The sequence below is a fragment of the Embleya sp. NPDC050493 genome (assembly GCF_044458105.1).
Classification (GTDB): Bacteria; Actinomycetota; Actinomycetes; order Streptomycetales; family Streptomycetaceae; genus Embleya.
This window is the reverse complement of the sequence record NZ_JBITHP010000041.1, coordinates 1-25940: the sequence shown is the minus strand read 5'-3', so window position 1 is coordinate 25940 and position 25940 is coordinate 1. Positions and strand designations below refer to the sequence as shown.

The 25940-nt window shown below is 72.5% G+C and carries 20 protein-coding genes and 1 rRNA gene; 4 read left to right on the top strand and 17 right to left on the bottom strand.

Translation table 11 applies throughout. From position 1 onward, the window contains the following. Positions 1-39 precede the first annotated feature (39 nt). The gene (locus ACIBM5_RS43105) at positions 40-834 is read left to right on the top strand and encodes a metal-dependent hydrolase (RefSeq protein ID WP_396012153.1); all 795 of its coding nucleotides are present in this window, start codon (positions 40-42) and stop codon (positions 832-834) included. A gap of 153 nt (positions 835-987) precedes the next feature. Here ACIBM5_RS43105 and ACIBM5_RS43100 read toward each other — a convergent pair whose 3' ends face one another. The 7 genes from ACIBM5_RS43100 to ACIBM5_RS43070 form a co-directional block, all read right to left on the bottom strand. Beyond that, a complete protein-coding gene (locus tag ACIBM5_RS43100) occupies positions 988-2601 on the bottom strand; it encodes an FAD-dependent oxidoreductase (protein WP_396012152.1) in 1614 nt (537 codons plus the stop codon). Positions 2602-2917: 316 nt separating this feature from the next. After that, entirely contained in the window at positions 2918-3994 is a 1077-nt protein-coding gene (locus tag ACIBM5_RS43095) for a LacI family DNA-binding transcriptional regulator (protein ID WP_391586892.1), read from the bottom strand. Between the two features lie 154 nt (positions 3995-4148). After that, positions 4149-5486 carry an enolase C-terminal domain-like protein gene (locus ACIBM5_RS43090; RefSeq protein WP_396012151.1) on the bottom strand — a complete coding sequence of 446 codons (1338 nt, stop codon included), beginning with the start codon at positions 5484-5486 and terminating at the stop codon, positions 4149-4151. Continuing rightward, positions 5486-6418: an NAD-dependent epimerase/dehydratase family protein gene (locus tag ACIBM5_RS43085; protein ID WP_396012150.1), complete on the bottom strand. Its 933-nt coding sequence runs from the start codon at positions 6416-6418 to the stop codon at positions 5486-5488. The genes ACIBM5_RS43090 and ACIBM5_RS43085 overlap by 1 nt, the downstream gene beginning before the upstream one ends. Further along, complete coding sequence (locus ACIBM5_RS43080; protein WP_396012149.1) at positions 6415-7293, bottom strand: carbohydrate ABC transporter permease; 879 nt, start codon at positions 7291-7293, stop codon at positions 6415-6417. Before ACIBM5_RS43080 ends, ACIBM5_RS43085 begins: the two co-directional genes overlap by 4 nt. Before the next feature lie 48 nt (positions 7294-7341). Beyond that, positions 7342-8295 carry a carbohydrate ABC transporter permease gene (locus tag ACIBM5_RS43075; RefSeq protein ID WP_396012148.1) on the bottom strand — a complete coding sequence of 318 codons (954 nt, stop codon included), beginning with the start codon at positions 8293-8295 and terminating at the stop codon, positions 7342-7344. A 28-nt stretch (positions 8296-8323) separates the two neighbouring features. Beyond that, positions 8324-9745 (bottom strand): extracellular solute-binding protein, encoded by a 1422-nt coding sequence (locus ACIBM5_RS43070; RefSeq protein ID WP_396012147.1) that lies wholly within the window; start codon positions 9743-9745, stop codon positions 8324-8326. A 319-nt stretch (positions 9746-10064) separates the two neighbouring features. Between ACIBM5_RS43070 and ACIBM5_RS43065 the strand changes: the two genes are divergently transcribed. Continuing rightward, positions 10065-12596 (top strand): hypothetical protein, encoded by a 2532-nt coding sequence (locus tag ACIBM5_RS43065; protein ID WP_396012146.1) that lies wholly within the window; start codon positions 10065-10067, stop codon positions 12594-12596. Between the two features lie 118 nt (positions 12597-12714). On the opposite strand, the gene ACIBM5_RS43060 is transcribed toward ACIBM5_RS43065, so the two are convergent. The 6 genes from ACIBM5_RS43060 to ACIBM5_RS43035 all read right to left on the bottom strand — a co-directional run bounded on the left by ACIBM5_RS43060 (position 12715) and on the right by ACIBM5_RS43035 (position 18928). Beyond that, positions 12715-13227 (bottom strand): hypothetical protein, encoded by a 513-nt coding sequence (locus tag ACIBM5_RS43060; RefSeq protein ID WP_396012145.1) that lies wholly within the window; start codon positions 13225-13227, stop codon positions 12715-12717. A 984-nt stretch (positions 13228-14211) separates the two neighbouring features. Further along, positions 14212-15942: a DNA repair protein RecN gene (gene recN, locus ACIBM5_RS43055; protein WP_396012184.1), complete on the bottom strand. Its 1731-nt coding sequence runs from the start codon at positions 15940-15942 to the stop codon at positions 14212-14214. 134 nt (positions 15943-16076) lie between these two features. Continuing rightward, positions 16077-16964, bottom strand: coding sequence for an NAD kinase (locus ACIBM5_RS43050; RefSeq protein ID WP_020549773.1), 888 nt, complete (start codon positions 16962-16964; stop codon positions 16077-16079). Positions 16965-17037: 73 nt separating this feature from the next. Further along, positions 17038-17841 carry a TlyA family RNA methyltransferase gene (locus ACIBM5_RS43045; protein ID WP_396012144.1) on the bottom strand — a complete coding sequence of 268 codons (804 nt, stop codon included), beginning with the start codon at positions 17839-17841 and terminating at the stop codon, positions 17038-17040. Between the two features lie 113 nt (positions 17842-17954). Further along, entirely contained in the window at positions 17955-18230 is a 276-nt protein-coding gene (locus ACIBM5_RS43040) for a hypothetical protein (RefSeq protein ID WP_391586883.1), read from the bottom strand. Continuing rightward, complete coding sequence (locus ACIBM5_RS43035) at positions 18227-18928, bottom strand: histone (protein ID WP_396012143.1); 702 nt, start codon at positions 18926-18928, stop codon at positions 18227-18229. The genes ACIBM5_RS43040 and ACIBM5_RS43035 overlap by 4 nt, the downstream gene beginning before the upstream one ends. A gap of 303 nt (positions 18929-19231) precedes the next feature. On the opposite strand from ACIBM5_RS43035, the gene ACIBM5_RS43030 reads away from it, so the two are divergent. Next, entirely contained in the window at positions 19232-19573 is a 342-nt protein-coding gene (locus ACIBM5_RS43030; protein WP_396012142.1) for an alkyl sulfatase C-terminal domain-containing protein, read from the top strand. 74 nt (positions 19574-19647) lie between these two features. On the opposite strand, the gene ACIBM5_RS43025 is transcribed toward ACIBM5_RS43030, so the two are convergent. Next, positions 19648-20673, bottom strand: coding sequence for an HAD-IIA family hydrolase (locus tag ACIBM5_RS43025; protein WP_396012183.1), 1026 nt, complete (start codon positions 20671-20673; stop codon positions 19648-19650). Positions 20674-20714: 41 nt separating this feature from the next. After that, positions 20715-21188 carry a tetratricopeptide repeat protein gene (locus ACIBM5_RS43020; RefSeq protein ID WP_391586880.1) on the bottom strand — a complete coding sequence of 158 codons (474 nt, stop codon included), beginning with the start codon at positions 21186-21188 and terminating at the stop codon, positions 20715-20717. Between the two features lie 103 nt (positions 21189-21291). Between ACIBM5_RS43020 and ACIBM5_RS43015 the strand changes: the two genes are divergently transcribed. Continuing rightward, positions 21292-22551, top strand: coding sequence for a DUF1015 family protein (locus ACIBM5_RS43015; RefSeq protein WP_396012141.1), 1260 nt, complete (start codon positions 21292-21294; stop codon positions 22549-22551). A gap of 163 nt (positions 22552-22714) precedes the next feature. Here ACIBM5_RS43015 and ACIBM5_RS43010 read toward each other — a convergent pair whose 3' ends face one another. Both ACIBM5_RS43010 and rrf read right to left on the bottom strand, forming a co-directional pair. After that, positions 22715-23623 carry a hypothetical protein gene (locus tag ACIBM5_RS43010; RefSeq protein ID WP_396012140.1) on the bottom strand — a complete coding sequence of 303 codons (909 nt, stop codon included), beginning with the start codon at positions 23621-23623 and terminating at the stop codon, positions 22715-22717. A 2230-nt stretch (positions 23624-25853) separates the two neighbouring features. Further along, a 5S ribosomal RNA gene (rrf, locus tag ACIBM5_RS43005) occupies positions 25854-25940 on the bottom strand; the annotation flags it as partial.

Below are 25940 nucleotides of genomic sequence, written 5' to 3'. Positions count from 1 at the left end.
CTCGGGGTTCGCCCGGGTTCACCAGAGGAGCACGACCACATGATGGGGCCGGCCCATTCCCTGTCCGGAGCATGCGCGTGGATGGCCGCCGGTGCCGCCGCGGAGGCCTATGGCCGACCGATGCCCTGGCCCGTCCTGGTGGTCGGCGGACTGATCTGCGCGGGCGCCGCGCTCGGCCCGGACCTGGATCACAAGGCGGCCACCGTCTCCCGCTCGTTCGGGCCGATATCCCTGATCCTCTGCGGCCTGGTCGACGCCCTGGCCACCGCCACCTACCGGGCCACCCGCAAGAAGGGCGACCCCCGCCGCAACGGCGGCCACCGCACGCTCACCCACACCTGGGTGTGGGCCCTGCTCGTCGGCGTGGGCGCGTCCGCGATCTGCGCCTACGGCGGCCGTTGGGGCGTACTCGGCGTGCTGTTCGTCCACATGGTGCTCGCCATCGAGGGCCTGCTGTGGCGCCAGGCCCGCCTGCACAGCGACATCCTGGTCTGGCTGCTCGGCGGTACGAGCACCTGGATGCTCGTCGAGATCCTGAACCGGCCCGGGAACGGCTCGAATTGGTTCTTCACCGAGCCGGGTCGGGAGTACTGGTGGGTCGGCCTCCCGATCGCGCTCGGCGCGCTCACCCACTGCATCGGCGACGCGCTCACCGTTTCCGGCTGCCCGATCCTGTGGCCCATACCGATCGGCCGCAAGCGCTGGTACCCCCTGGGCCCACCCAAGTCCATGCGCTTCCGTGCCGGGGCCAAGGTCGAGGTCAAGGTCCTGATGCCACTCTTCATGGCCGCCGGCGGCCTGGGCGCCGTCGGCGCACTCGGCTACCTCGGCTGACCCTTCCTCCGTGAGGTCGACCCGACGCCCGACACCCGCCGCGTCCGGCACACCGAACCCGGGCAGCCGGTCACTGCCCGGGCGTCCCGACGGACCGGTCCGCCCCGGGGGTGAGCCTCGGGGGCGGACCCGGCCTGCTCGGCGCCCGAACGATCAATACCCCGCCGGCGCCGGCCAGTGGCGCTCCACCCCGATCGCCTCCAACTCCGCGGCGAACTCGTCGAACAACGCCGCGTCTTCCCGGACCGCATGCGGCTCGACGCCCCGCTCGAGGCAGTAGGCCGCGAGGTGGCCGACCACCTCGCCGATGTTCCATTCCACCGGGTGCAGCCGGTAGCAGCCGTTGGAGATGTGCGTCGTACCGATGTTCTTCGCCGCCGGCAGCAGGTTGCGCATCCGGATCGGCAGGAGCGCGCCGAGCGGGATCTCGAACGGCACGCTGGCCACGTCGATGTAGTTGTCGCCGCCGGTCGAGGGGTGCAGGTCGATCCGATAGGCGCCCACGCCCACCGAGTCCGGGAAGTGGTGGATCCCGTGCGTGCCCAGGATGTCCCGGGAGACGTGGTGTTCGGTCACCGTGGTCACCGCGCGGATCCGCCGCGACTCGCGCACGTACGCGGACTTGGCCAGCCCGTCCGCGGTACCGACCACGTCGTGCCGCAGCCGCAGTCCCGGATACCCGGTGCCGCCGTCCGGCCGCGGCGCCTCGGTCTGGAGCCAGTACAGCACCGACAACGACAGCTGCTTGGCCTCGCGATGCGCGGCGGCGGCCTCGTCCGCGCCCACCTCGATGATCGGTCGCAGCCAGTAGTCGTTCAGCGGCCAATTCACCAGCGTGATGTCCGAGTCCACCGCGCCCGGCTCGAACAGCCCCTTGGCCAGGATCCGGCGGAACAACCACAGATCGTCGCCGCCCGCGTTGGCGCTCTGGTCGGCGTTCACCGCGAGCGGGTCACCGGTCGGCCGCGGGTCGAACGTACGCACCTCCGGTTCCAGGGTGCGCGGATCCGGCGCGAGGAAGCCGAGCAGCGGGCCGGGCCAGAAGTCCGGCCGGTACGACCGCCAGAACTCGTAGTCGGCGGGCCTGTCGATCACGTGGTTCTCGCCCTCGTGGTACGACACGGCGAAGCAGTAGGTGATGCCCTGCATGTTCAACGGCTCGGGCCACGCGGGCGCGTTCGGCTCGTCGTGCTCGTCCCGGGACTCGGCGCCGGTGACGTACTCGGCCTTGGCCAGCGGGAGCAACTCGCCGGTCTCGGTCGCGTCCAGCACGTACGCCGCGCTGATCGTGTGCGACTCCTCCGTGCGCACGCCCCACAGGGTGACCGCGCGGACCCGGTCGCCGTCCGCGAACACCTCGGCGGGCACGTGCTCCAGAAGTATTCGCAGCCGCCCGGACGCCAGGTGCGGCGCGAGCAGCGCCTGCAACACGGCCAGCGCGGCCCGCGGTTCGTGGCACAGCTTGCTCACATAGCCGGCGCCGGGGTTCAGTTCGCGCCGGGCCCGGGCCGCTCCGGTCAGCGGATACCAGGTCCGGTAGTGGTCGCGGATCGCGGTGCGCAGTTCGCGATAGCTCGCCGGGGCGCCGTAACTCTCGATCCAGGGATGCTCGTCCGGCGGCACCGCCTGCGCGGTGAGTTGCCCGCCGATCCAGTCGGTCTCCTCCGTCAGTACGACCGTTCGGCCCGCACGGCACGCGGCCAGCGCGGCGGCGACTCCGCCGAGCCCGCCGCCGACGATGAGGACCTCGGTGCTGATTTCGGACATGGTGAAGCCTTCCGTGAACGCGGTGATGGTGGGACGTACTACGGAGCCGGGCCGCACAGCGGCACAGGCAGCCCGACCCTCGGTCGCGGCCGGGTGACGCGGTTCGAAGCGGTGAAGCCGGTGGAACGGAATCCGGCCTGTGGCCCCCGGAACAATGGCGAGCCACGAAGCCGGGCAAGTCGCGCCGAAAACTGGGAAGTCGCTGCGGTCCGTCGCAAATCATGCCGAAGCACAATGAATCGAGGCAGGAGAGCAGGAGCCGGCGGCGAATCGATCGACCACCCGGCCGCCCGCCGGTCGGGCCGTCAGGCCGGTCTCACCGCACCGCCCCCGCCGTCTGCCCCGGCACCGCCTCGCAACTCATCAACTGGTGCCTCGCCAGGTTCGGATCCCCCGCGATCAGGCCGGTGAGCAGGCGGACCGCCGCCGCGCCCATCTCCCGTCGCGGGACCGAGAAGCCGGACAGGAACGCCGGCCCGGGCACGGCGTGTTCGGGTGCGCCCAAAGTGGCCAGCGACAGGTCCTCGGGAAACCGGTAGCCGGCCTTCGAGGCAGCGGCCAGCACCGCCCGATGCGCGGCGTCGGTGTCGGTCGCCTCGGTGACGATCGCGGTGACGCCCTGCTCGTACCAGCCCCGCAACCGCTCGGCGGTCAGGTCCGAGCCGTCCGTGCGCACCACGGTGGACGGCTCGACCGGCAGGCCGCACTCGGCCATGCCGCGGCGGAACCCCGCCTCGCGGTCGACCGCGCTGATCGCGTCGTCGAGTTCGCGGACGTAGAGGATCCGGTGGTGGCCCAGCTCGGCCAGGTGACGTACGACCTCCGCCGTCGCCGTCACGTAGTCCGCGCCGACGTACGGCAGTCGGTCGCCGAAGTCGTCGTGTCGGCCCAGATAGACCACCGGCAGGTCGGTGGCCAGCAGCCGGTCCATCTCCCGGATCGGCAGATGCCGACCCATGAACAGGCAACCGTCCGCCAGCCGGACCCGGTTGAGCACCTCGGCGTGCGGCCGTTCGCCGGTCACGCTCGAAGCGATGAACATCAGCAGGTCGTAGCCCTGGGCAGCGGACTCCTGCTCGATGCCGACCAGGAACGGGTGGTAGGCGTGCGACATTTCGGTGGGGAAGGTCGCGGTGAACGTGTACAGGCCGAGCAGGTTGTTCTGGCCGGCCGCGAGGCGCTTCGCTATCGGGTCGGGCATGTAGCCGAGTTGCTCGGCGGCGGCCATCACCTTGCGCCGGGTCTCGTCGGCGATCCCGACCGCCGCCGAACCGCCGCTGAGGATCAGGGACACCGTCGGCTGCGAGACGCCGGCCAGGCGGGCGATGTCCGCCTGGCGGGGCCGGTTCGCCCGGGAACCAGCCGGCCGCCCGGGCCCGCCGATCGGCTTCATGTACTCCTCCAAATACCTGACAACAGGTTCCTAATGCGCATCAGATCTATCGATCCAGTATATCCGGTCACGGTGCGTAATCCACCGGGCTCAACCGCCCCCGCCGAATCCACCGAACGCCCCGCACCCGTCGAGTCCACCGCGCCCACCCACCTCACGGTGCCTCCAGCCCCCCGTCCGGCCGCCGTACCCGGGCGGCCCACCGCTCGTGCAGGTGGGTCTGCGGTGGGTACCTCGCCGCCATCGCCTCGTCCAGATCGACGCCCCAACCGGGCCGATCCGAAGGGGTGATGTAGCCGCCCACCGTGCGCAGTGTGCCGGGAAACACCTCGTGCACCCGCTCGGGGTAGACGTGCTGTTCCTGGATGCCGAACGCCGCGCTGGTCACATCCAGCGTGACGTTGACCGCCGCGCCCACCGGCGACACGTCCGGCGGTCCGTGCCACGCGGTCCGTACGCCGGTCAGCTCGCACAGCGTGGCCAGCTTCCGGGCCGGCGTCAGCCCGCCCACCGCCGAGACGTGCACCCGCAGGTAGTCGACGCCGCCGGAGGTGATCAGACGCGTCGCGTCGGTCATCGAGGTGAGCAACTCCCCCGACGCAATCGGCATCGGCGCGGCGGCGCGCACCTCGGGCAACCGGTCGAAGTGCTCCGGTGCCAGCGGGTCCTCCAGGAAGAACAGCCGGTACGGCTCCAGCGAACGGGCCAGTCCCACCGCCTCCTTCGGGGTGAGCCGGTTGTGCGCGTCGTGCAGCAGCCCGAGTTCCTCGCCGAGCACCTCGCGGGCGCGCTCGAACAGGCGCGGCGCGGTGCGCAGGTAGTGGCCGACGTCCCAGCCGTCCGGGTAGGGGGCGCCCGGGTGGCCACCCGGCGTACCGTCGGCGCCATAGGTGCCCAAGCCGGGCCCGCCGCTCTGCAACCGCACGTAGCGATAGCCCTGTTCGGCCAGCGCGGCCACCCGCTCGATCGACTCCTCGATGTCGCCGCCGCGGGCGCCGGTGTACACCGCCGCGCCGCCGCGCACCCGACCGCCGAGCAACTCGTAGACCGGCACGCCCAGTCGTTTGCCGGCGATGTCCCACAGCGCCTGGTCGATCCCGGACAGCGCGTTGTTGTGCACCGGGCCGCCGCGCCAGTAGGAGGAGAAGTGCAACATCCGGAAGATGTCCTCGATGTCACCCGGATGCCGACCGATCACCATCGGCGCGAGGTGCTCCTCGACGGCCGAGACGACCGCGTGGAACCGCTGGGTGAAGGTGGCGCAGCCGAGCCCGTACAGCCCCGGCTCGGACGTGTCGATCCGCACCACGACGAGCGGAACACCCCCGGGCGCGGTGACGATCGCCCGCACCGCGGTGATGCGCAAGGCGTCCCGGGCCGGCCAGGGAGCCTGCGTCTCGGGCATCGCCGCGGGCGCGGCCGGACCGGCCGGTGGCGCGAGCGCCGCCGCCGGGGCCGCGCGATCGGCCGGAGTCCTCTCGGACGTGGTCATCAGGGTCGCTCCTGGGGGTACGGATGCCGGGCGGTGAAGCCGAGGAGTCGCCGCGCGGGGGTCAGGTCGATCGGGACCGAACGGGCCGGGAACACCGCACGGCAGGGCACGTCCGGGAGATGCCCGGCGAGCAGGTCGCCGGTGGATGCCGCCATCAGGGTGTCCGGCGCCGCCACGAACAACACCGGCGCACCCGTCACCCCGGGCGCGGTCAGGCCCAGTACGCACGCCCGTGCCGCGTCGCGCAGGTCGAGGTAGCTCCACACCTCCGGCGCGCCGAGCGCCGGATTCCCGGCCAACCGCGCGGCGTGCCCGGCCAGTCGGTCCGGGTCGCCGAGGAACGGGAGGCGCAGCGCCACCGCCGTCATCCCGTGCCGCCGGTGCATCATCGCGGCGGTGGCCTCGTCGACCTGCTTGGACAGCGCGTACGGATCCTCGATGCACGGCGGCAACGCGGTGTCCAGGGGCAGGTACGCCGGCTGCGGCCGAGGCGTGGAACGGGCGAACGGCAGGCCGGTCACCGACAGGCTGCTCGCCAGCACCGCACGCCGCACCCCCGCCCGCCCCGCCTCGTTCAGCACCACGAACGTGGCCTGCGTATTCGTGGCGAAGACCACCTCGGGCGCGGCCACTTCGGGCGAGGCGAGCGCGGCCAGGTGGATCACCGCATCGACCCCGTCGAGCGCATCCACCACGGCCTCGGGGTCGCGCGCGTCGCCGACCACCACCCGGTCGGCCCGCAACCGCCCGACATCCTCGGCCGCCGACGCGACGACCAGGGCGGTCACCGGCACGCCCCGATCGGCCAGTTCGGCCGACACGGCGGTCCCCAGCCGCCCCGCGGCCCCGGTCACCAGGACCCGGGTCATCCGAGTCTCGGCGGCAACGGCATCGAAGCCACGCTCCTCGTCGTCCGTGCGAACCCCGCTCATTTGAGCCCCGTGAAGGCGATCCCGCGCACGATCTGCCGCTGGAAGACCAGGAACACCACGACCGGCGGGATGATCGCGATCAGCATGCCCGCGATCAGCAGGCTCTGGTCCGAGGTGTCCGCGAGTCGCGGCAACGCCACCGCCAGCGGCTGCTTGTCCGTGTCGGTGATGGCGATCATCGGCCAGAGGAAGTCCTTCCAGGCGTTCATCACCGCCAGCAGCGACACCACGGCCAGGATCGGCCGGGACATGGGCAGCACGATACGGGTGAGGATCCGCCACGGACCGGCGCCGTCCAGGCGTGCCGCCTCCAGGAGTTCCTTCGGAATGCCGTCGAAGAACTGCTTCATCAGCAGCACGTTGAAGGCGTGCGCACCGGCCGGGAGCCAGACCGCCATCGGCGTGTTCGCGATCGAACCCCCGGTCGGCGGCAGGTCCTGGATGGTCAGGTAGAGCGAGACCATCGACACCGTGCCCGGCAGGAACAACGTGGCCAGCACCGCGGCGTAGACGTACTTCCCGTAGAACGGCCGCAGCACGGACAGCGCGTAGGCGCCGGTCACCGCGACGAACAACTGCACGAACCACGAACCGCCCACCAGCACCACGGTGTTCATCAGATAGCGGCCGAGGTCCAGGCTCGTCCACGCGGTGGAGATGTTCGACCAGTGCGCCTCCTCCGGCCACAGCGCCAGCGGGTGCCGCAGGGACTCCTGGGTGGAGGAGATCGAGCCCTTGAACACCCAGTAGATGGGCCCCGCGCCCTCGATCACCAGCGCCGCGATCAGCAACAGTTGCGTGGTGCCCAGGCCGATCCGGGTGAGCGGGCGGCGGCGTTCCGCCTCGGACATCACGCCCCTGGGGCCGGTACTCATGTCTTCTCCCTGACGCCGGTACTCATCGCGTCCCCCTGACACTGGTACTCATGTGGTCCCCCATGTGCGGGTGAGCCGCAGATAGATCGCCGACAGGACCGCGAGCACCGCGGCCAGGCTCACGCTCAGCGCGGCGGCGCTGCCGTAGTCGCCACCGACGAACGCGTAGCGGTAGATGAGCAGCAGCACGGTGACCGTGGAATCCTCCGGGCCGCCGTCGGTGAGCACGAACGGCTCGGTGAAGACCTGGAAGGTGTTGATCACCTGGAGCAGCATCATGATCAGCAGGATCGAGCGCATGTGCGGCAACGTGACGTGCCACAACCGGCGCCGGACCGAGGCTCCGTCCAGTTCGGCGGCCTCGTACAACTCGGTCGGCACACTCGCGAGCGCGGCCAGATAGATCAGCACCGCACCGCCCGCACCCGCCCAGGTCGCCTCCACCACCAGGCTCGTCATCGCGGTGTCGGCGGACTGCAACCACGGGTACGGGCCCAGGCCGACCTTGCCGAGCACCTCGTTGAACAATCCCGTGTCCGGGTCGTAGAACCACTTCCACATCAGCACCGCCACCACCGGCGGCACCACCACCGGCAGGTAGACCAGCACCCTCATCAGCCCGCCGCCGCGCCGCAGTTCGGACATCAGCACGGCCAGGAACAGCGGCAGCGGGAAACCGATCAGCAGTGCCAGGCCGGTGAACACCACCGTGTTCCACACCGCCGTGCCGAGCAGCGGATCGTCGAGCAGGGTCCGGTAGTTCTGCAGGCCGACCCAGGTCGCCGGCTCGACCAGGTTGGTCTGCTGGAAGCTGAGCACCAGGCTGCGGATGATCGGCCACCAGGAGAACAGGCCGAACACCAGCACGGTCGGCAGCAGGAACAGCGCCGGCACCACATGCCGGGAGCCGCCGCGCAGACGGTTCGCCCCCGGAGGGCGCTTCCCGGCGGGCGCCGGTGCGACGGCCGGCGAACTCTCCCGGGGAATGGTCGGCGTACTCACGGCGCGACCTCGCCGCGGCGCCGGCCGCTCACTGTGCCTGCGCCTTCTCGAAGACCGGCCCCAGCCGGTCGGCCGCCTTGGCCAACTCGTCGTGCGGGTCGGCGTCCTTGCGGGTCAACACGGCCTGCACCACGGTGTCCAGCGCCCCGTACAGGTCCTGCGCGGCGACGGGCGGCTCCACCTGGTAGTCCAGCTTGCCCACGCCGGTGACGTAGGGCGCGAAATTCGCGGCCGGGATGTTGGCGTGCTTGTTGATCGCCGTGTTGACCGGGTCGGACACCGCGGCGGAGTAGAACGGCAGTGTGGGCAGGCCGACCGCGAGCTTGTCCGCGGCCTGGGCGAGCGCGAGTTCCTCGGCCGCGGCCGGGTCGTAGGCGGGCTTGAGGTAGAAGTAGTCGATCCACTTCACCGCCGCGGCCCGCTGCGCCGGCGTGGCCTTGGCGCTGACCACGGCCATCAGGCCGCCGAGCAGGGTGGCGCGGCCACCGTTCTGCTGCGGGAGGGCGGCCATGCCGAAGTCGGCGGGCTTGCCGGAGTACTGGGTGATGTAGCGGTTGTAGCTGTTGACAGTGCTGATCATCATGCCGATCTTGCCCGCGGCGAAGTCGCGTTCGGCGTCCTGCTGGGTACGCAGGTGGTTGTTGCCCATCGAGTCGTCCTGCCAGCGCATCGCGGACAGTTGCCCGAGCGCTTTCTCGGCCGGGCCGTCGAGCAGTGACGGCGCGTACTTGTCGCCGACCTTCTTCTCCATCGAGCCGCCGTAGGCGTAGGTCATCGCGGTCAGGATCCAGCCGCCGGTGTTCTTGACCGTCATCTGGGTGTAGCCGGTGGCGCCGGTGGCGGAGATCTTCTTGGCGGCGGTGCGCACCTCGTCCCACGTGGCGGGCGGCTTGTCCGGGTCCAGGCCGGCCTTGGTAAACAGGTCGCGGTTGTAGACCAGGCCGAGCGCGTACTCGGTGACCGGCAGCCCGTAGACCTTGCCGTCGGCGGCGGTGGCCGGGGCCAGCGCGCGCGGATCCAGGTCGCCCGAGTGCGGCAGGCCCTTGACCTCGGCACTCAGGTCGGTGATCTGCTTGCGCGCGATCAGGCCGGGCGGTTCGGTCAGCGGCACGGTCAGCACCGTCTCGGCGCTGCCGCCGGCCAGCCGGGCGGCGAACGTGCGCGCGTCCCACTGGGTGTCGGTCGGCTTGAGCTTGATGTTCGGGTTGGCCTTCTCGAACGCCGCGACCGCGTCCAGGAATTGTTGCCGCGTCTTGGGTGCCGTGGTCGCGGGCATGCCCGCGACGGTGATCGTGGTCCTGCCGGAGGAGCCGGCACCGCCGGACTTGCCGGACTCGCCGGACGAACAACCGGCCGTGCCGGCGACGAGGGCGAGCGCGAGCGCCCCGGCCCCTGCCACCGCCCGACGGCGCCGACGCCGGTGCGTGCTGACCGGGACTGACTCGGCCACGGGTACCTCCCTGGATCCTGATGCTGCGGTCCGGACGTTGCTACGGAAGTCGCGGAAGTTGCCGCGGCTGTTGCCACGGCTGTCGGCAGTGGATCCGGAGGTGCTCCGGAAGTGCCTGCCATTCCGGACGCCGATCTGCGTCCGAGTGCGATGAGGTCGTATCTAATTCGCATTAGGAAGATGTGTCAAGAGCGTGGCCGACAGGTTTCGCGGCCCGGCGAATCAGACATACGGCGGCCTTGACTCGTGTCGAGGATCGGAGTACACCTTCGCTCTAATCCGCATTAGGTGAACCCTGTCGCTCGGGAAAGGGATCCTCATGTCCGCCCACCGCACGCCCGACGACCACGCCGACGACCGGGCCGTTGACCAGCCGGGTGACCAGGCCGACGTCCACACCGCGCACCGATCCGAGGACCGCGCCGACGGCCGGCGCGGCGCCCATGCCGCCGCCTCCGCCGCCACCCGGCCGGGCCGTCCCGGATCCGACGCCGGTCTGCGTCGACGCGGCTTCCTGGCCGGGGCGGTCGCGGTCGGCGCGGCCGGCGCGGCGCTGTCCGGAACCGCCTTCGCGGCCGGCCAGGCCGCCCCGGTGACCGTCTCCGCACCGGGCATCAGCCTGACCGCGGGCGCCGACGGCTACGTCTCGGTCCGCGACGGCGCCGGCGTCGAACGAATCCGGCTGACCCGATTCATGGCCAAGGACACCGTGGCCGGCATCCAGCAGACCACCGGCGGCACGCCGTCGGCGATCACGCTCGCGGACGGCAGACCGGCGATCCGGGTCGAGTACACGCTGCCCGCCGCCGCGAACGGGATCACCGTCCGAGGCACCTTCGACGTCACCCCGCACCGCGCGCATCTGCGCTGGGAGGTGGGCGGCTCGACCGGGCTGATCCCGGCCGGCTTCATGTTCGGGCGCACCGTGCTCGCGCCCACCGCGCCGGAGCGCCTGGTCGCGCTGACCACGTGGAACCGGGACGCGGGCGGCGGCATCCCGTACGAGACCAACGCCGGCGTGGTCTACCGGGAGACCTGGGCCGACACGAACGCGTACTTCCGGCTCGCCGGCACCACCCCCGCCTGGACCAACGCGACCTGGATCCACGCCCCCGGCACCGCGACCACCGACGGCGCGGTGACCGAGGCCGATCTCGTGCTCGGCTCGATGCGGCCCGCGGCGGCCGGCACCACCGGATCGTCCCGCCCGCTGGGCGTCGAGGTGTGGACCGACCGGCCGTTCTCCCTGTGGGACCAGGGCGGCGTCCCGATGCCGCTGCACGCCGAGGTCGCCAACGGCGGCACCGCCGAACGGACCGTACGGGTGTCCTGGTGGGCGCGCGACTTCGACGGCCGGGTGCTGGGCAGCGGCGCGGTCACCGGCACGATCGCGGCCGGCGGCACCTGGACCCAGACCTTCACCGTCACCTCGCCACCGCAGGGCATCGTGTTCACCGAGGTGAGCGCGACGTCCGGGACGGACGAGGCGTTCGCCCGGACCAACCTCGCGGTGTTGCCCCCGTTCACGTACCAGGCGGGCGCCGACAGCATGTTCGGCATCGCCAACTACCCGTGGCTGCTCGAGCCGGACACCCCCGCCGTACTGGGCCTGATGCGGCGGCTCGGCATCAAGCGGGTGCGGATCTCCTACGACGGCGGCCCGGGCCTGCCGCCGGCCACGCTGGACGCGGCCGGCCTCGCGCACAACATCGAACTGGCCGGCATCCCGCTCGGCGGCACCACCGCCCAGGTCGCCGCGTGGGCGGACACCAATACGGCCAAGGCGATCGCGGCCGACGCGGACTGGTTCGAGGTGGCCAACGAGATCAACAAGCCGTGGATGAGCGGGCAGACCGCGTCCGCCTACGTGCGCGACGGCCTGCACCCGGTGCGCGATCGGCTGACGGCGGCCGGGGCCCGGACCAAGGTGCTCAATGCCGGCCTGGCCGGGATGGATCACGTGTGGACCAGGAACTTCCGCGACGCGGGCGGCTGGGACCTGATCGACGGCTTCGCCTTCCATCCGGGCCGGGGCAACTTCACCCCCGATTACGCCCCGGCGCCCGCCGACTGGACGATGGGTGATCACGGCACGTACTGGAACTTCCTCGGCGGCCTGCACAAGGCCCGCGAGGTGATCGCCGAGTACGGGGCCAAGGAGCTGTGGCTGACCGAGGCCTACGCGTGCACCAAGCCGAACAGCTGGTGGCACGACACCTATCGGCATGCCGCGGAGAACGTGCTGCTGACCCTGGCGTTGGCCAAGGCCGAGGGGGTGCGCTGCGTGAACTGGTACCAGCTGCACGACAGCGTGCTGGGCAAGCCGCAGTGGGCCGACCCGGCCAACTCCGAGTACCACTACGGCCTGATGCACCGCGACCTCGGCGCCAAGCCGTCGGCGCTGGCCTACGCGACGGCGGCCCGAGTGTTGGATCGGGCGGTGTTCGTCCGCCGGTTGACCATGGCCGACCCGGACCTGCACGGCCTGCTGTTCTCCTCGCCGCAGGGGCCGATCTCGATCCTGTGGAGCCGCAAGGACGGCTACGTGCTCAACCCCGACCACCCGGGCGACTCGGGCTGGTTCGCCGCGCCGGAACCGTGGGTGGACGGGTGGCGGACGAAGACATCGCTGACGGTTGCGGCGGCGCCCGCGACCGACGCCTCAACGGCGAGGCGGCCGGTGCGGGGGCATCACGGCGGAGGACGAAACGCCGCGGCAACGGTCCGCGAGGTGGACTGCATCGGGCGCGAGCGGTTGTTGACGCCGGTGCATGGGCGAGTGGAACTGCGCCTGGACGGCGCACCTCGCATCTACTACGGCCTGACGGACACCCCGGACGCGACCTGCTGAGCCGGCGGGCACGGCCTGCCGCGCCTGCCGGCCGGGCCGATCGGCGCCCGTCGGATGGCCCGGCCGGGTGAAGCGGGGCGGCGGCGGACTCGGGGCCGCCGCCCCGGTCCGGGGTCGGTCAGTTGTAGGTCAGGGGCGGGGTGAGCGGGGTGCGGGTGACGCAGTACCAGCTGGGCCACGACCCGCCCGGGAACAGCACCCGCAGGCTCCAGTTGCTCGGGGACGGCGGAGTGCCGGTGAGCACCGCGTTCAGCGGTTGGCCGGGCGAGATGGTGCCGCTGACCTTCGGGATCGCGCCGAGGTTGAGCACCGGCGAGGACGCCGGGTAGGGCGGGTTGATCGCGCCGTCGTAGACGACGCCGCCACTGGGCCCGTTGAAGAGCACGGTGGTGTTGATCGAGTTGGCGGGGAAGCCGACCGGGATCGTCCGGGCGATGCTCACCTTCAGCACACCGCCACCGGTGGAGTACGTCACCTTCGCGGTGAACGCTCCACCCCTGGTGTCCACGCAGTTGTACGGGGACGTCGACGGCCCGCCGGCGGAGGCGCTGCCGACGAATGCGGTCAGGGCGGCGAGTGCGCCGGCGGTGGCGAGCGCAGCGAACTTGGCTGACCTGGCGCGTTTGGACATACCTGTCTCCTGGGTTGGTTTCTGGGCTGGACCCGAACCGTGCGGAGGAGCAGAAGTACACGCGGGACCCAGTAGAGCAACCCGAGCCCCTGCCGACAAGCGGACAGAACGACATGGCGCGATTTGGCAAGTGGGGCGGCGGTCGGGGCACACGACGTGGGGCGCTCATCATCGGCCGCGGTCGCGGGGGCTGCGGGGCCGGGCGGCCGGCTCGGGGGCGTGGCAGGCCCAGCCCACCGGGGCCGCAGAGGCTGCGGGCCCGGCCCGGCCGGGTCGCGGGCGCAGCAGGCCCGGGTGGCCGGGGTCGCAGGGGCTGCGGGCCCAGGTGGCCGGGGTCGCGGCACGAAGAGTCCGACCGATCGGGGTCGCGGGCGCGGCGACGCGGTGGACCAGAGTCGAGGGCGCAACGTTGCTTCTTGTCGGGCTTCTTGTCGGGCGTCGTCGGGACGGTGTGTCCCTCCGCTTCGCTCCGGGCCACACCGTCCACACTTTGCGGCTCCGCCGCTCTCCGCGCTGCGCGCGTCGATCACCGGGGGCCACGCGGGTCGTGGGCGCTGACGCGCCGAACCGCAGCCCGACTCGGCGACCCAGGCGAGGCCCGATCCCTCATCGCAGCCAACCCGGCCAACGGCAGGCGGCGACACCGAAGGCGCGAAGGCGGAACACCCGCCTCGGCTACGAAAGCTCAGCCGCGTCGCAGGCGCCGACGCGCCACGACCCAGCCAGAGAGCGCGGCCACCCCGCGACCCCGTGACCCGGACGAAGCCAGACTCCACACCGCAGCCAACTCACCTGCTCGGCGCCGGCCCACCACACCTGGGCCTCGGGGCCGGAGCAGGTCGTCTCGGTGCCTGTGAAACCGCAGCCTCCGCGCCGAACGCGACGGGTGGAGCGGGTGGGTGCACAACCCGGCCGACCGAGACGCGACCCCGACGCCCCCGCCCAACCCCCGAATCCCATCAGGGCCATGCGGCCACGAGCATGTCAGTCTTCGCGCTTGGCCCCCGCGGCCGTGGCCAGGAGTTCCTCCGCGTGGGCTCGGCCCAGTTCGGAGTCCTCCAGGCCCGCCAACATGCGGGAGAGTTCACGGACCCGGGCGGCGTCGTCGAGGGAGACCACGCCGGAGCGGGTGACCGTGCCGTCGCTGGACTTTTCGACCACCAGGTGGCGGTCGGCGAAGGCCGCGACCTGGGGAAGGTGGGTCACCACGATCACCTGGGCCACCCGGGCCAGGCGGGCAAGGCGGCGGCCGACCTCGACCGCGGCCTTGCCGCCGACGCCCTGGTCGACCTCGTCGAAGACGAAGGTGGGGACCGGGTCGGCGCCGGCGAAGACCACCTCGACCGCGAGCATCACGCGGGAGAGTTCACCGCCGGAGGCGCCCTTGGCCAGGGGGCGTGGCGGTGCGCCCGGGTGCGGGGACAGTTGCAGTTCGACCTCGTCCACCCCCATCGGGCCGTAGGCCAGGACACGATCGCCCACCGGCAGGCCGTCCGGGTCGTCCACGCCGGAGATCGCCACGCCCACGCGCGCGTACGGCATCGCCAGCGCGGTCAGCTCGCCGGTGACCGCCGCCGCGAAGCGCTCCGCCGCGGCGTGCCGGGCCGCCGACACCTCACTCGCCAGCGTTGCCAACTCGCCCCGCAGCGCGTCCCGTTCGGCGGTCAGCTCCTCGGTGCGGTCGTCGTCGCCGTCCAGCTCGGCCAAGCGCGCGGCCGAGCGCTCGGCCCAGGCCAGCACCTCGTCGATCGACTCGCCGTACTTGCGGGTCAACGCGGACAGCGCCGCCCGCCGCTCCTCCGCCGCCGCGAGCCGGACCGGGTCCGCGTCCACGCCGGCCGCATAGGACGCCAGCTCGCCCGCCACGTCGGACACCAGATACCCGACCTCGCCGAGCCGATCGGCCAACGCCGCGAGCGCCGGGTCGTGTGCGCGTACCGCCTCCACCGCGCGGTGTGCGGCGCCCAGCAGCGTCGAGGCGTCCACCGCGTCCGTACCGGTCTCCGGGTCGCCCAGCAGCGCCTCGTGCGCCGTGGTCGCCGCGGTGCGCAGCGCGTCGGCGTGGCCCAGTCGCAGGGTTTCCGCGGCGAGTTCGGCATCCTCGCCGGGCTGCGGCACGACCTGCTCGATCTCGGTCAGGCCGAATCGCAACAGATCGGCCTCCTGCGCGCGTTCGCGCGCCCGGGTGGTGATCTCGGTCAGTTCCGCGCTCACCTCGCGCAGCCGTCGGTAGACCCCGCCGTACGCCTTCAACGGCGCCGACACCGCCTCGCCGGCATACCGGTCCAGCGCGCCGCGCTGGCGGGCCGGGCGCAGCAGCCGCTGCTGGTCGGTCTGGCCGTGCACCGCGATCAGGTCGTCGGCCAGGTCGGTCAGCAGCCCGATCGGCGCCGCCCGCCCGCCCACATGCGCGCGCGAGCGACCCTCGGCCGAGACGGTCCGCGCCAGGAGCAGTTCGCCGTCGTCCACCTCGGCGCCCGCCTCGGCGGCGCGACGCCCCGCGGGCGAGTCCGCCGGCACGCTGAGCCGACCCTCCACCAGGGCCTTCCCCGTCCCGTTGCGCACCAGCCCGGCATCGGCTCGCCCACCGAACAGCAAGCCCAGTCCGGTCACCACCATCGTCTTGCCGGCGCCGGTCTCGCCCGTGACCACGGTGAAGCCCGGCGCGAGCTCGACTACGGCGTCTTCGATGACACCCAGACCCTGTATCCGCATCTCTTCGAGCACGGGACGACACTACGAGGTCGTGGGGACTCCGCGCGAAGAACGCAGTTCAACGGCGTGTGTCCACCATGTGTTCAGCACACCATCGCACGACCGCGACGCCGATCCGGAGCCCGTGCGGCGGCCTACTTGCGCCCGCGCCAGCCCTTGACCGGCAACGCGAACTTGGCCACCAGTCGATCCGTGAACGGCGCCCGGTGCAACCGCGCCAACCGCACCGGCTGGGTGCCGCGCCGCACCTCCACCCGCGCGCCCGCGGGCAGCTGTACGGTCCGCCGACCGTCGCACCACAGCGCACCGGGCGGCGTCTCCGCAGCCAGTTCGAGCGCGAGCACCGAGTTCGGCGAGACCACCACCGGGCGCGCGAACAGCGCGTGCGCGCTGATCGGCACCATGATCAGCGCCTCCACCTCGGGCCACACGATCGGCCCGCCACCGGAGAACGCGTACGCGGTCGAGCCGGTCGGCGTCGCACACACCACCCCGTCGCAGCCCCAGCGGGACAGCGGCCGGCCGTCCACCTCGGCGACCAGTTCGAGCATGCGCTCGCGCGAGGCCTTCTCGATCGCGGCCTCGTTCAGCGCCCAGTTGGTGTGCACGATCTCGCCGTTGACCCGGACCACCACGTCGAGCGTCATCCGCTCCTCGACGTCGTAGTCGCGCGTCACGACCCGCTCCACCACATCGTTGAGGTCCTCGCGCTCGGCCTCGGCCAGGAAGCCGACCCGGCCCAGGTTGACCCCGAGCATCGGCACCGCCGCATCGCGCACCAACTCCGCGCCGCGCAGCAGCGTGCCGTCGCCGCCGAGCACGATCGCCAACTCGCAACCCTTGGCCGCGTCCGGCTCCACGGACACCACGACCGCGCCCGGCAGGGCCAGGTCGTCCGCCTCGTGTTCGAGCACCCGCACACCCAGGCCGGCCGCGATCAGCCGTTCCACCACCAGCCGTGCGCTCCGCAGTGCCGCAGGTCGGCCGGTGTGCGTCACCACCAGTACCGTGCGATCGCTCATGCCCGTATCCCCTCGTCCGCATCAGATCGACCGCAGCCGTACCCGTACGCCGTGACGCTATCGTGCACGCCGCTCACCGAGGCCCCTCGGCGACCGCCCGATCGACGTCGGCGGGGTCCAGATCCGGCGCACCGGCCCGCATCCACAGGAAGTACTCGACGTTGCCCGACGGCCCCGGCAGCGGCGACGCGGTCACCCCGAGCACACCCAGGCCCGTCTTGGCGGCCTGCTCCGCCACCGTACGCACCGCCTCGGCCCGCAGCGCGGGATCGCGCACCACCCCACCCGCGCCGAGCCGCTCGCGCCCGACCTCGAACTGCGGCTTGACCATCATCACCAGATCCGCGTCCGGCGCCGAACAGCGCACCAGCGCGGGCAGCACCAGCCCGAGCGAGATGAAGGACAGGTCACCCACCACGAGGTCGGCCGCCGGCCCCACCTGATCCGGCGTCAGCTCACGCACGTTGGTCCGGTCCCGCACCGTCACCCGGTCGTCGCTGCGCAGCGCCCAGGCCAGCTGCCCGTAGCCCACGTCCACCGCGACCACATGCGCCGCACCCGCGCGCAGCAGCACGTCGGTGAAGCCGCCGGTGGAGGCGCCCGCATCGATGCAGCGCCGCCCCTCGACGGTGAGGCCGAGCGGGGTGAACGCGGCGAGCGCGCCGGCGAGCTTGTGCCCGCCGCGCGAGACGTAGTCCGGATCACCCTCGTCGGCCGCGACCACCACGGCCGCTCCCGCGTCGACCTGGGTGGCCGCCTTGGTCGCGGTCTGGCCGCCCACCGTCACCCGCCCGGCCGCGATCAGTTCGCTCGCGTGGTCCCGGGAGCGAGCGAGTCCCCTGCGCACCAGCTCGGCGTCGAGCCTGCGTCGTGCCACCGGTCGTGCCTGCCGTTCCTTGGTTGTGCCGAAGTCGTCGACGAGGACCCGCCCCGCGTGTGTGCGTCCCTCGCCCGGGGTCGTGGATCCGGACCCACCGGTCCGGTCTCGCCCTACCGGTCCAGTTCCGCCAGGGTGTCCCGCAATCCTCGGTGCACATCCTCGTACACCGACCCGTGCGCCTCGGTGGGCAGGTCACCCACACGGCTCAGGGTGGCGAGTACCGCGTCCACATGCGCGTCGCCGGAGGGCGCGGGCGGTTCGACGTCGAGCGGGCCGATCACCGGGATCGCCGACGGCACGCCGACCTCCTCGGGCGCACCGCCGCCCGCGCTCGGCGCCGGATCCGCGCTCGCCTCGCCCGCCTCCTCGGTCACGCTCGAACTCACGACTGCCCGTCCGCGTCCGCGGTCGGCGCGGTGGGCTTGCGGATGGCCTTCTTGGCCGGCGCCGCCTTCTTCGTGGCGGCGGTGCCGTTCGTCTTGCGCGCGGGCTTGCGCGCAGCGGCCGCAGGCGTCGACGCCGCAGCGGGCCGGGACGCGGGGGTCTTCTTCGCGGCGGCCTTCTTCGCGGCCGGCGGCTTCGCGGCAGCCTTCTTCGCGGCCGGCGCCTCGGCGTCGACGGCGGGCCGGGCGATCGGCGCATCCGCCGGCGCACCGGCGCGCGACGCGGCAGGGGGCGTGGCCGGCCGACCCGCCGACCCCGCACCCGCACCCGGACCCGCCGCCGGACGCGCCGTGCGCGGCGTGGACGCGCGCGCCAGGCGGTGCTCCAGGTCGGTCACCCGGCTCTTCAACCGAGCGATCTCCTCCTCGGCCTTGACCAGGTCCTTGGTCCACGGCTTCGACCGGGACAACGCCTTGTCCACCTCGCCGCGCACCACACCCACGAGCAGGTCCCGGTTCGCCTTGCCGGTCTCGTACAGCTCCTCGGCGACCTGCTGCACGTACTGCGGCAACGCCTGGGCCTGATCGGGCACCTGCTCCAGGTCCAGACCGCTGCGCTCGACCAGGGCCTTGGCCACCTCGGTGACCCGCTGCCGGGTCATCTCGGTCAGGCCACTGGCGATCTGAAGGTAACTGCGCACGACATCTCGCATAAACGGCACCCGCCTTCCTGCTCGGGCCGCCCGTATGCGTGCCTGTGCGGCGATACGAACGGCGATGATCGGTCTGCTCCGACGCTACCCTCTCCACCGGCGCAGGGCCGGAAGCAACGACATGCCACACCCACGAACAACGGCGAACCCACGACCCGTGACCGGCGACCGCCGCCGGCACGGACCCGGCCCGAACCCGCGACGGGCGACGCGAGGGCGACCGGCACCGGCATCGCCCAACCGCCGGTGGGGTACGGTCGCCAACCGGATCCCACGGAAGGAACGCCGCGCATGGCCACCGTCGAAGAGTGCCGCAAGGCCCTCGAGGAACTGTCCGCCAAAATGGGCCGCGCCGAGGGCGACACCCGCAAGGCCGCCCAACTCGACCGCAGCCTCAGCTGCCGCGTCACCGACCTCGACGTCACCTTCTCCGGGCGACTGCGCGACGGCGCACTGCACGACATCGACACCGAACCACGCTCCGACAAGGCGCAGATCCGCCTCACCATGACCGGCGACGACCTGGTCGCACTCGTCGCCGGCGACCTCAACTTCGCCGCCGCGTGGGCCAAGGGCCGGGTCAAGCTGGAAGCCTCGCTCAAGGACCTGCTGGTCCTGCGCAAACTGCTCTGAGCACACCCGCTCCCAGGACGCGCCGGCACCGCGAGCAACCCGCCCGACCCGGCCGGCCCCGCATCCGCCCCCGGCTACCAGCCCAGGCGCGCCGCGACACCCTCGGTGTCCACCGGCGCATCCGCCGCCCACGCCGCCGCACACGCCGCCCGCAGCCCGTCGATGCGGTCGCCCGAACCCTCCACCGCCAACGCACCCTCGGCCACCCGCGCCGACCAGCCGCCGCACACCCAGGCGTCACCCTCGTGCCGGGCCGTCACCGGCGCGGCCAACAACGCCCGCAGGTCCTCCGCCACGAACGTCGGCCGCTGCCCCGCCCCGGCCGCGAGCAGCGCCTGCGCCGTGGTCACGCCGGTGAGCACCAACAAACTGTCCACACCCCCGTTGCACGCACCCTCGATGTCGGTGTCCAACCGATCGCCCACCACCAGCGGCCGACGCGCACCGGTCCGCAGGATCGTCTCCCGATGCAGCGGCAACTCGGGCTTGCCCGCGACCACCGGCTCGACCCCCGTCGCCGCCCGCACCACACCGACGAGCGCACCGTTGCCCGGCGCGATCCCGCGCTCGGTCGGAATCGTCAGATCGGCATTCGAGGCCACCCAGAACACCCCGCGCGCCACCGCGTACGAAGCCTCCGTCAACGCCTGCCACCCCACGTCGGCCGCGAACCCCTGCACCACCGCGGCCGGCTCCTCGTCCGCCGAACGCACCGGCCGCAGCCCGTGCTCGCGCAACGCGACCTCCAGTCCCTCACCCCCGACCACCAGCACCGCCGCGCCCTCGGGCACCCGCTCGGCCACCACCCGCGCCGCGGCCTGCGCCGAGGTCACCACGTCCTCCGGCTGCGCCGCGATGCCCAGCTCGACCAGATGCTCGGCCACCGCCTTGGGCGGACGCGACGCGTTGTTCGTGACGAACGCGAGCCCCATCCCGCGCCCGCGCGCCTCACCCAGCACCTCCACCGCGTGCGGAACGGCCCGCGCACCCGTGTACACGACACCGTCCAGGTCGAGCAGCGCGACGTCGTACGCCCGCGCCAACTCCCCCGCATCCGCGGCCCCGTCCGAACCGCCCGTCGCCGCCGATACCGATCCGATCGGCGATCCGTCCGCCGATCCGGCTGCCGAGGTCTGCTCGCTCACGCGTCGTCACTCCTGTCGTCCATGTCCCCGCCGTCCTTGCCGATCGTCCCGTACGCACCCGCCCGCGCGCGCAACGTGGCCCGCGCCTGGACCAGCGCCGTCCGGTAGTGCTTGGTCTCCGGCCGCATCGCCACCGCGAGCGCCAGATGCTCCACCGCGGTCTCGAAGTCACCGAGCCGCGAGGCGGACAGTCCCCAACCGAACTGCGCGTAGTCGTCCGCCGGATCCGACTCGGCCACCGCGCGAAAGTGCCGCAGCGCCTCGTCGTGTCTGCCCGAGTCGAACCACGCCCGCGCCAACGCCTCACGCACACTGCGCGATTCCGGCGCCGCATCCGCCGCCCGCGCCAGCAACTGCGCGGCGGCGGCCGGATTACCCGACGCGAGCAGCTGCACCCCTCGTCGATACCAGTCGTACACATCGCCCGAGGGCGCACCGTTCACCCCGTCGGCTCCCTGAGCCATCGCCATGATGCCCTCCCGCACCTCGACCACGCGCCGGTCACCAAAATCCGGCAACCGCCGACATCGGATGTCCTGATCTTGCCCGGGCTCGGGCCCGTAACATTCGGCCATGGACGACGCAGTGCCGAACGGGCTCGATCTGGCCCCCTTCCGCGGGCTTCGCTACGACCCGGAACGCGTCGGGGACGTCGCGTCGGTGACCTCGCCACCGTACGACGTGGTCGAGCCCGGCGGCGTGCCCGCGCTGGAGGACGCCGACCCGCACAACATCGTGCGACTGGTCCTCCCGCGCAGCGCCGTGCACGCGGGCAGCACCCTGCGCACCTGGTTGGCCGAGGGCGCGTTGCGCCCCGACCCACTGCCCTCGTTGTACGTATACGAACAGCGCGATCACAACTCGATCCAGCGCGGTCTGATCGGCGCGCTCTCGCTCGACTCCGCCGTCCTGCCGCACGAGGACGTGATGCCCGGCCCGGTCGCCGACCGGGCGGCGCTGATGAGCGAACTGTCGGCCAACCCCGAGCCGATCCTGCTGGTGTACACCGGCGGCGGGCGCGCCTCGGACATAGTCGAACAGACCACCCACCAGCCGCCCCTGGTCGGCCTGCGCACGCCGGACGGCATACGCCACCGCTTGTGGGGGCTCACCGATCGTCACGCGCTCGCCGGGATCCGCGCGGACCTCGCGCATCGCAAGGCCCTGATCGCCGACGGCCACCACCGCTGGGCCGCCTACGCCAGGATGCGCGAGCGGGCCCACGCGGACGGCCGCGGCGACGGCCCCTGGGACCGCGGCCTGGTCCTGCTCGTGGACACCGTGCGCCACCCGCTGCGGGTCGGCGCGATCCACCGCGTACTGCCCAGGCTGCGTCCGGCCGACGCCCTCGACGCCCTGGCCACCTACGGCGACGCCGGCGCCGGCGCGTTCCTGGCCCGTCCCCTCGACGGCACCCTGCCCGCCGCCCTGTGGGCACTGGACCAGGCCGTCGGCCCGGCCTTCCTGCTCGTCGGCGACCGCCGCTTCCACCTGCTCACCGGCCCCGACCCGGACCTGCTCGACATCGCGATCCGCGCCGACCGCCCGCGCACGTGGCGCTGCCTCGACGCCACCGTCCTGCACGCGGCCCTGCTCGACCACGTCTGGCACGTCCCCGACAACTGGGACAACATCACCTACGTCCACGACGCGGCCGCCGCCGTCCGCCAGGCCAACCAGACCGGCGGCACCGCGATCCTGCTGCGCCCCACCGACGAACGGGTGGTCCGCGAACTCGCCGAGCAGGACGTCCGCATGCCCCGGAAGTCCACATCCTTCGGCCCGAAGCCGGCCACGGGACTGGTGCTGCGGAGCCTGGACCTCCAGGAGTAGTGACGAGCCGGGGGCGACGGCGGGCCGGAGGGTGACCTCTTCCGGTCGCATGCGATCACGGGCGTTCGCCTCCCACCCCCGTAACGCAGGAAGGGCCCGGCACGAATGTGCCGGGCCCTTCCCCACATCGCCTCACCGCCACCGACCTCGGGGCGGCGCCGAATCAGTCCTTCGCGTCGACGACGGGCTCGGCCTCGTCGGCGCTGTGCGCCTCGGCGTCCGCGGCGTCGACGGCCTCGGGAGCGTCGTCGTCCGCGTCGTCCGCGTCGTCTTCGACCCGGTCGTCGTCGCCGTCGAAGTCCTCGTCCTCATCCGAGGCATCCTCGGCATCGGCAACCGCGTCCGCCGCCGAGTCCTCGATGTGGTTCTCGTCCTCGTCGTCCTCCGCGTCCGGGTCGAGCGCGTCGGTGAAGTCGAGACCGTCGAGCTCGGCGACTCGCTCGGCCGCGCCGGTCTCACCGGTGGTGTCCGCCTCGGCGGCCCGACCGAACCAGTCGCGCGCCTCGTCGTCCCGGCCCACTGCCGCCAACGCGTCGGCATACGCGAACCGCAGGCGCGCCACCCAGGGATTGGTCGACGCCGAGTTCAGCTCCGGCACCTGCAACGTGACCACGGCCGCGTCGAGTTGGTCCAAGTCGCGACGCGCACCGGCCGCGACGATCCGCAGCTCGATCTGCGCGGCCTTGTCCAGTTCCTTGACCTCGTCCGCGCCCGCCATCTGCAGCGCCCGCTCCGGACGGCCCAGCCCGCGCTCGCAGTCGGCCATCACGGCCCAGTGCTCGCTCGAACCGGTCATCCGCCGCGCAGCACGCAGCTCGGACAGCGCCTCCGCATACGCACCGGCCATGTACGCCGCGATCCCGGCCGCCTCCCGCACCGCGGCGACGCGCGACGCGAGCCGCAGCGCGACCTTGGCGTACTTGTAGGCCAGCTCCGGGTCCTCGTCGACCGTACGGCCGATCATCACCAGGTTGCGCGCGACCTCGTCCGCGAGGGTCTTGGGCAGTCCACGCAGCTCTTGGCGCGCTTCCGCACCGAGCTCCTCGGCCTGCACGTCCTCGGGGATGAACATCCGCTCGACCGGCACGTAGCCGGGCTCGTCCCGACGATCGTACGAGGGACGCGACCCACCGCGGTCGTCACGGTTGCCATACGACGGACGGCTGTTGCCCCGATCCCGGTCCCCGAACGAGGGACGCCCACCACGGTCGTCCCGGTTGAACGGGGGACGCGAGCCTCCACGGTCACCACGATCGCCGTACGACGGACGCGACCCACCACGATCGTCGCGGCCGGGCCGGTCGGAGCGCTCCGGACGATCCGACCGGAACGGCGGACGCGAGCCACCGCGGTCATCGCGCGCCGGCCGGTCCGAACGCTCCGGACGGTCCGAGCGGAACGGTGCACGCGAGCCACCGCCGGAACGGTCGTCCCGGTTGAACGCGGGACGCGAGCCACCACGGTCGTCCCGGTTGAACGGCGGACGCCCGGCACCACCACGGTCGTCGCGACCGCCACTCGCCGGACGACCCGAACCCCGGTCGTCCCGACGCGGCGCCGGACGACGCTCGTGGAACGGCTGCCGCGCGCCGGGCTGACCGTTGTAGGTCGGCCGGCTGCTGGCGCCGTCCTTGTAGTCACGGTCCCCGAACTCCCGCTCCTCACGAGCGGGCCGGTCGGAGCGCTCGGGCCGGTCGGAGCGCTCGGGCCGGTCGGAGCGATAGGGCGGACGCGAGCCACCGGCGCCGCCACGGTCGTCGCGGTTGAACGACGGGCGACGGTCTCCGCCCCGCTCCTCGCGGAACCCGGGCCGGTCGTCACGACCGGCCGAAGGCCGACGATCCCCACCACGGTCGTCACGGTTGAAGGGAGGACGCGAGCCACCGCGGTCGTCCCGGTTGAACGACGGACGCCCGGCGCCGCGGTCGTCGCGAGCCGGCCGGTCCCCACGATCCGAACGCAACGGCAGCCGCCCACCGGCGCCGCCACGGTCGTCGCGGTTGCCGAACGAGGGCCGCGAGCCGCCACGGTCGTCGCGAGCGGGCCGGTCGGAGCGCTCCGGGCGGTCCGAGCGGTACGGCGGACGCGAGCCACCGCCGGAGCGGTCGTCCCGGTTGAAGGGGGGACGCGAGCCACCACGGTCGTCCCGGTTGAACGACGGACGACGGTCCCCGCCCCGCTCCTCGCGGAACCCGGGCCGGTCGTCACGACCGGCCGAAGGCCGACGATCCCCACCACGGTCGTCACGATTGAACGCGGGACGCGAACCGCCACGGTCGTCGCGGTTGCCGTACGACGGACGCGAGCCACCACGGTCGTCCCGGTTGAAGGAAGGACGCGAGCCACCGTCGCGGTCCTCGCGGCTCGGCCGCGAGATCGCGTGGTCGCCACGTGCCCCGTAGGACGTACGCGACTGGCCGCGGTCACGCTCGGGACCATCCGCCCGGAAGGGCGCACGCGAGCCATCACGGTCGTCGCGAGCGGGCCGGTCGGAGCGCTCCGGACGGTCCGAGCGGTACGGCGCACGCGAGCCGCCACCGGAACGGTCGTCACGGTTGAAGGGGGGACGCGAACCACCACGGTCGTCCCGACCACCGGACTGCGGACGCCCGGCGCCTCGGTCGTCACGGTTGAACGCAGGACGCGAGCCACCACGGTCGTCACGGTTGCCGTACGACGGGCGCCCACCACGGTCGTCGCGGTTGCCGAACGAGGGGCGCGAACCGCCACGGTCGTCGCGAGCGGGCCGGTCGGAACGCTCCGGACGATCCGAGCGGTACGGCGCACGCGAACCGCCGCCGGAACGGTCGTCACGGTTGAAGGGGGGACGCGAACCGCCACGGTCGTCCCGACCACCGGACTGCGGCCGGCCACCGGCCTGGGGGCGACCGGCGCCCGCACCACGGCTACCGCCGCGGTCGTCACGATTGAACGGAGGACGCGAACCGCCACGGTCGTCACGGCCGCCCTGATCACGACCACCGGAAGCCGGACGGCCACCGCGATCGTCACGGTTGAACGGCCGGCGATCACCACCGCCACCGCCCCCCGAGTACTGCGATCCACTGGGACGGCGACTCGGCCGTCCCTCGGAGGGGGGATTGGACATGGGATTTGCTCCTCGTGATCGTCGTACGGGTACGCAGTCGCCTGTGGCTCGACCACCATTGTCCCGTATGACGAACGAAGTCGGCGCACCCGACAGTGGCCATGAACCCCTGTGAACAGGGGTCGCCACGGTAAATAAATCCGGATAAAAAAATAAGGGGCCCCACCGGGGTGGGGCCCCTTACTCACGTAGATTCCGGCGGCGTCCTACTCTCCCACACCCCTTCGAGTGCAGTACCATCGGCGCTGGAGAGCTTAGCTTCCGGGTTCGGAATGAGACC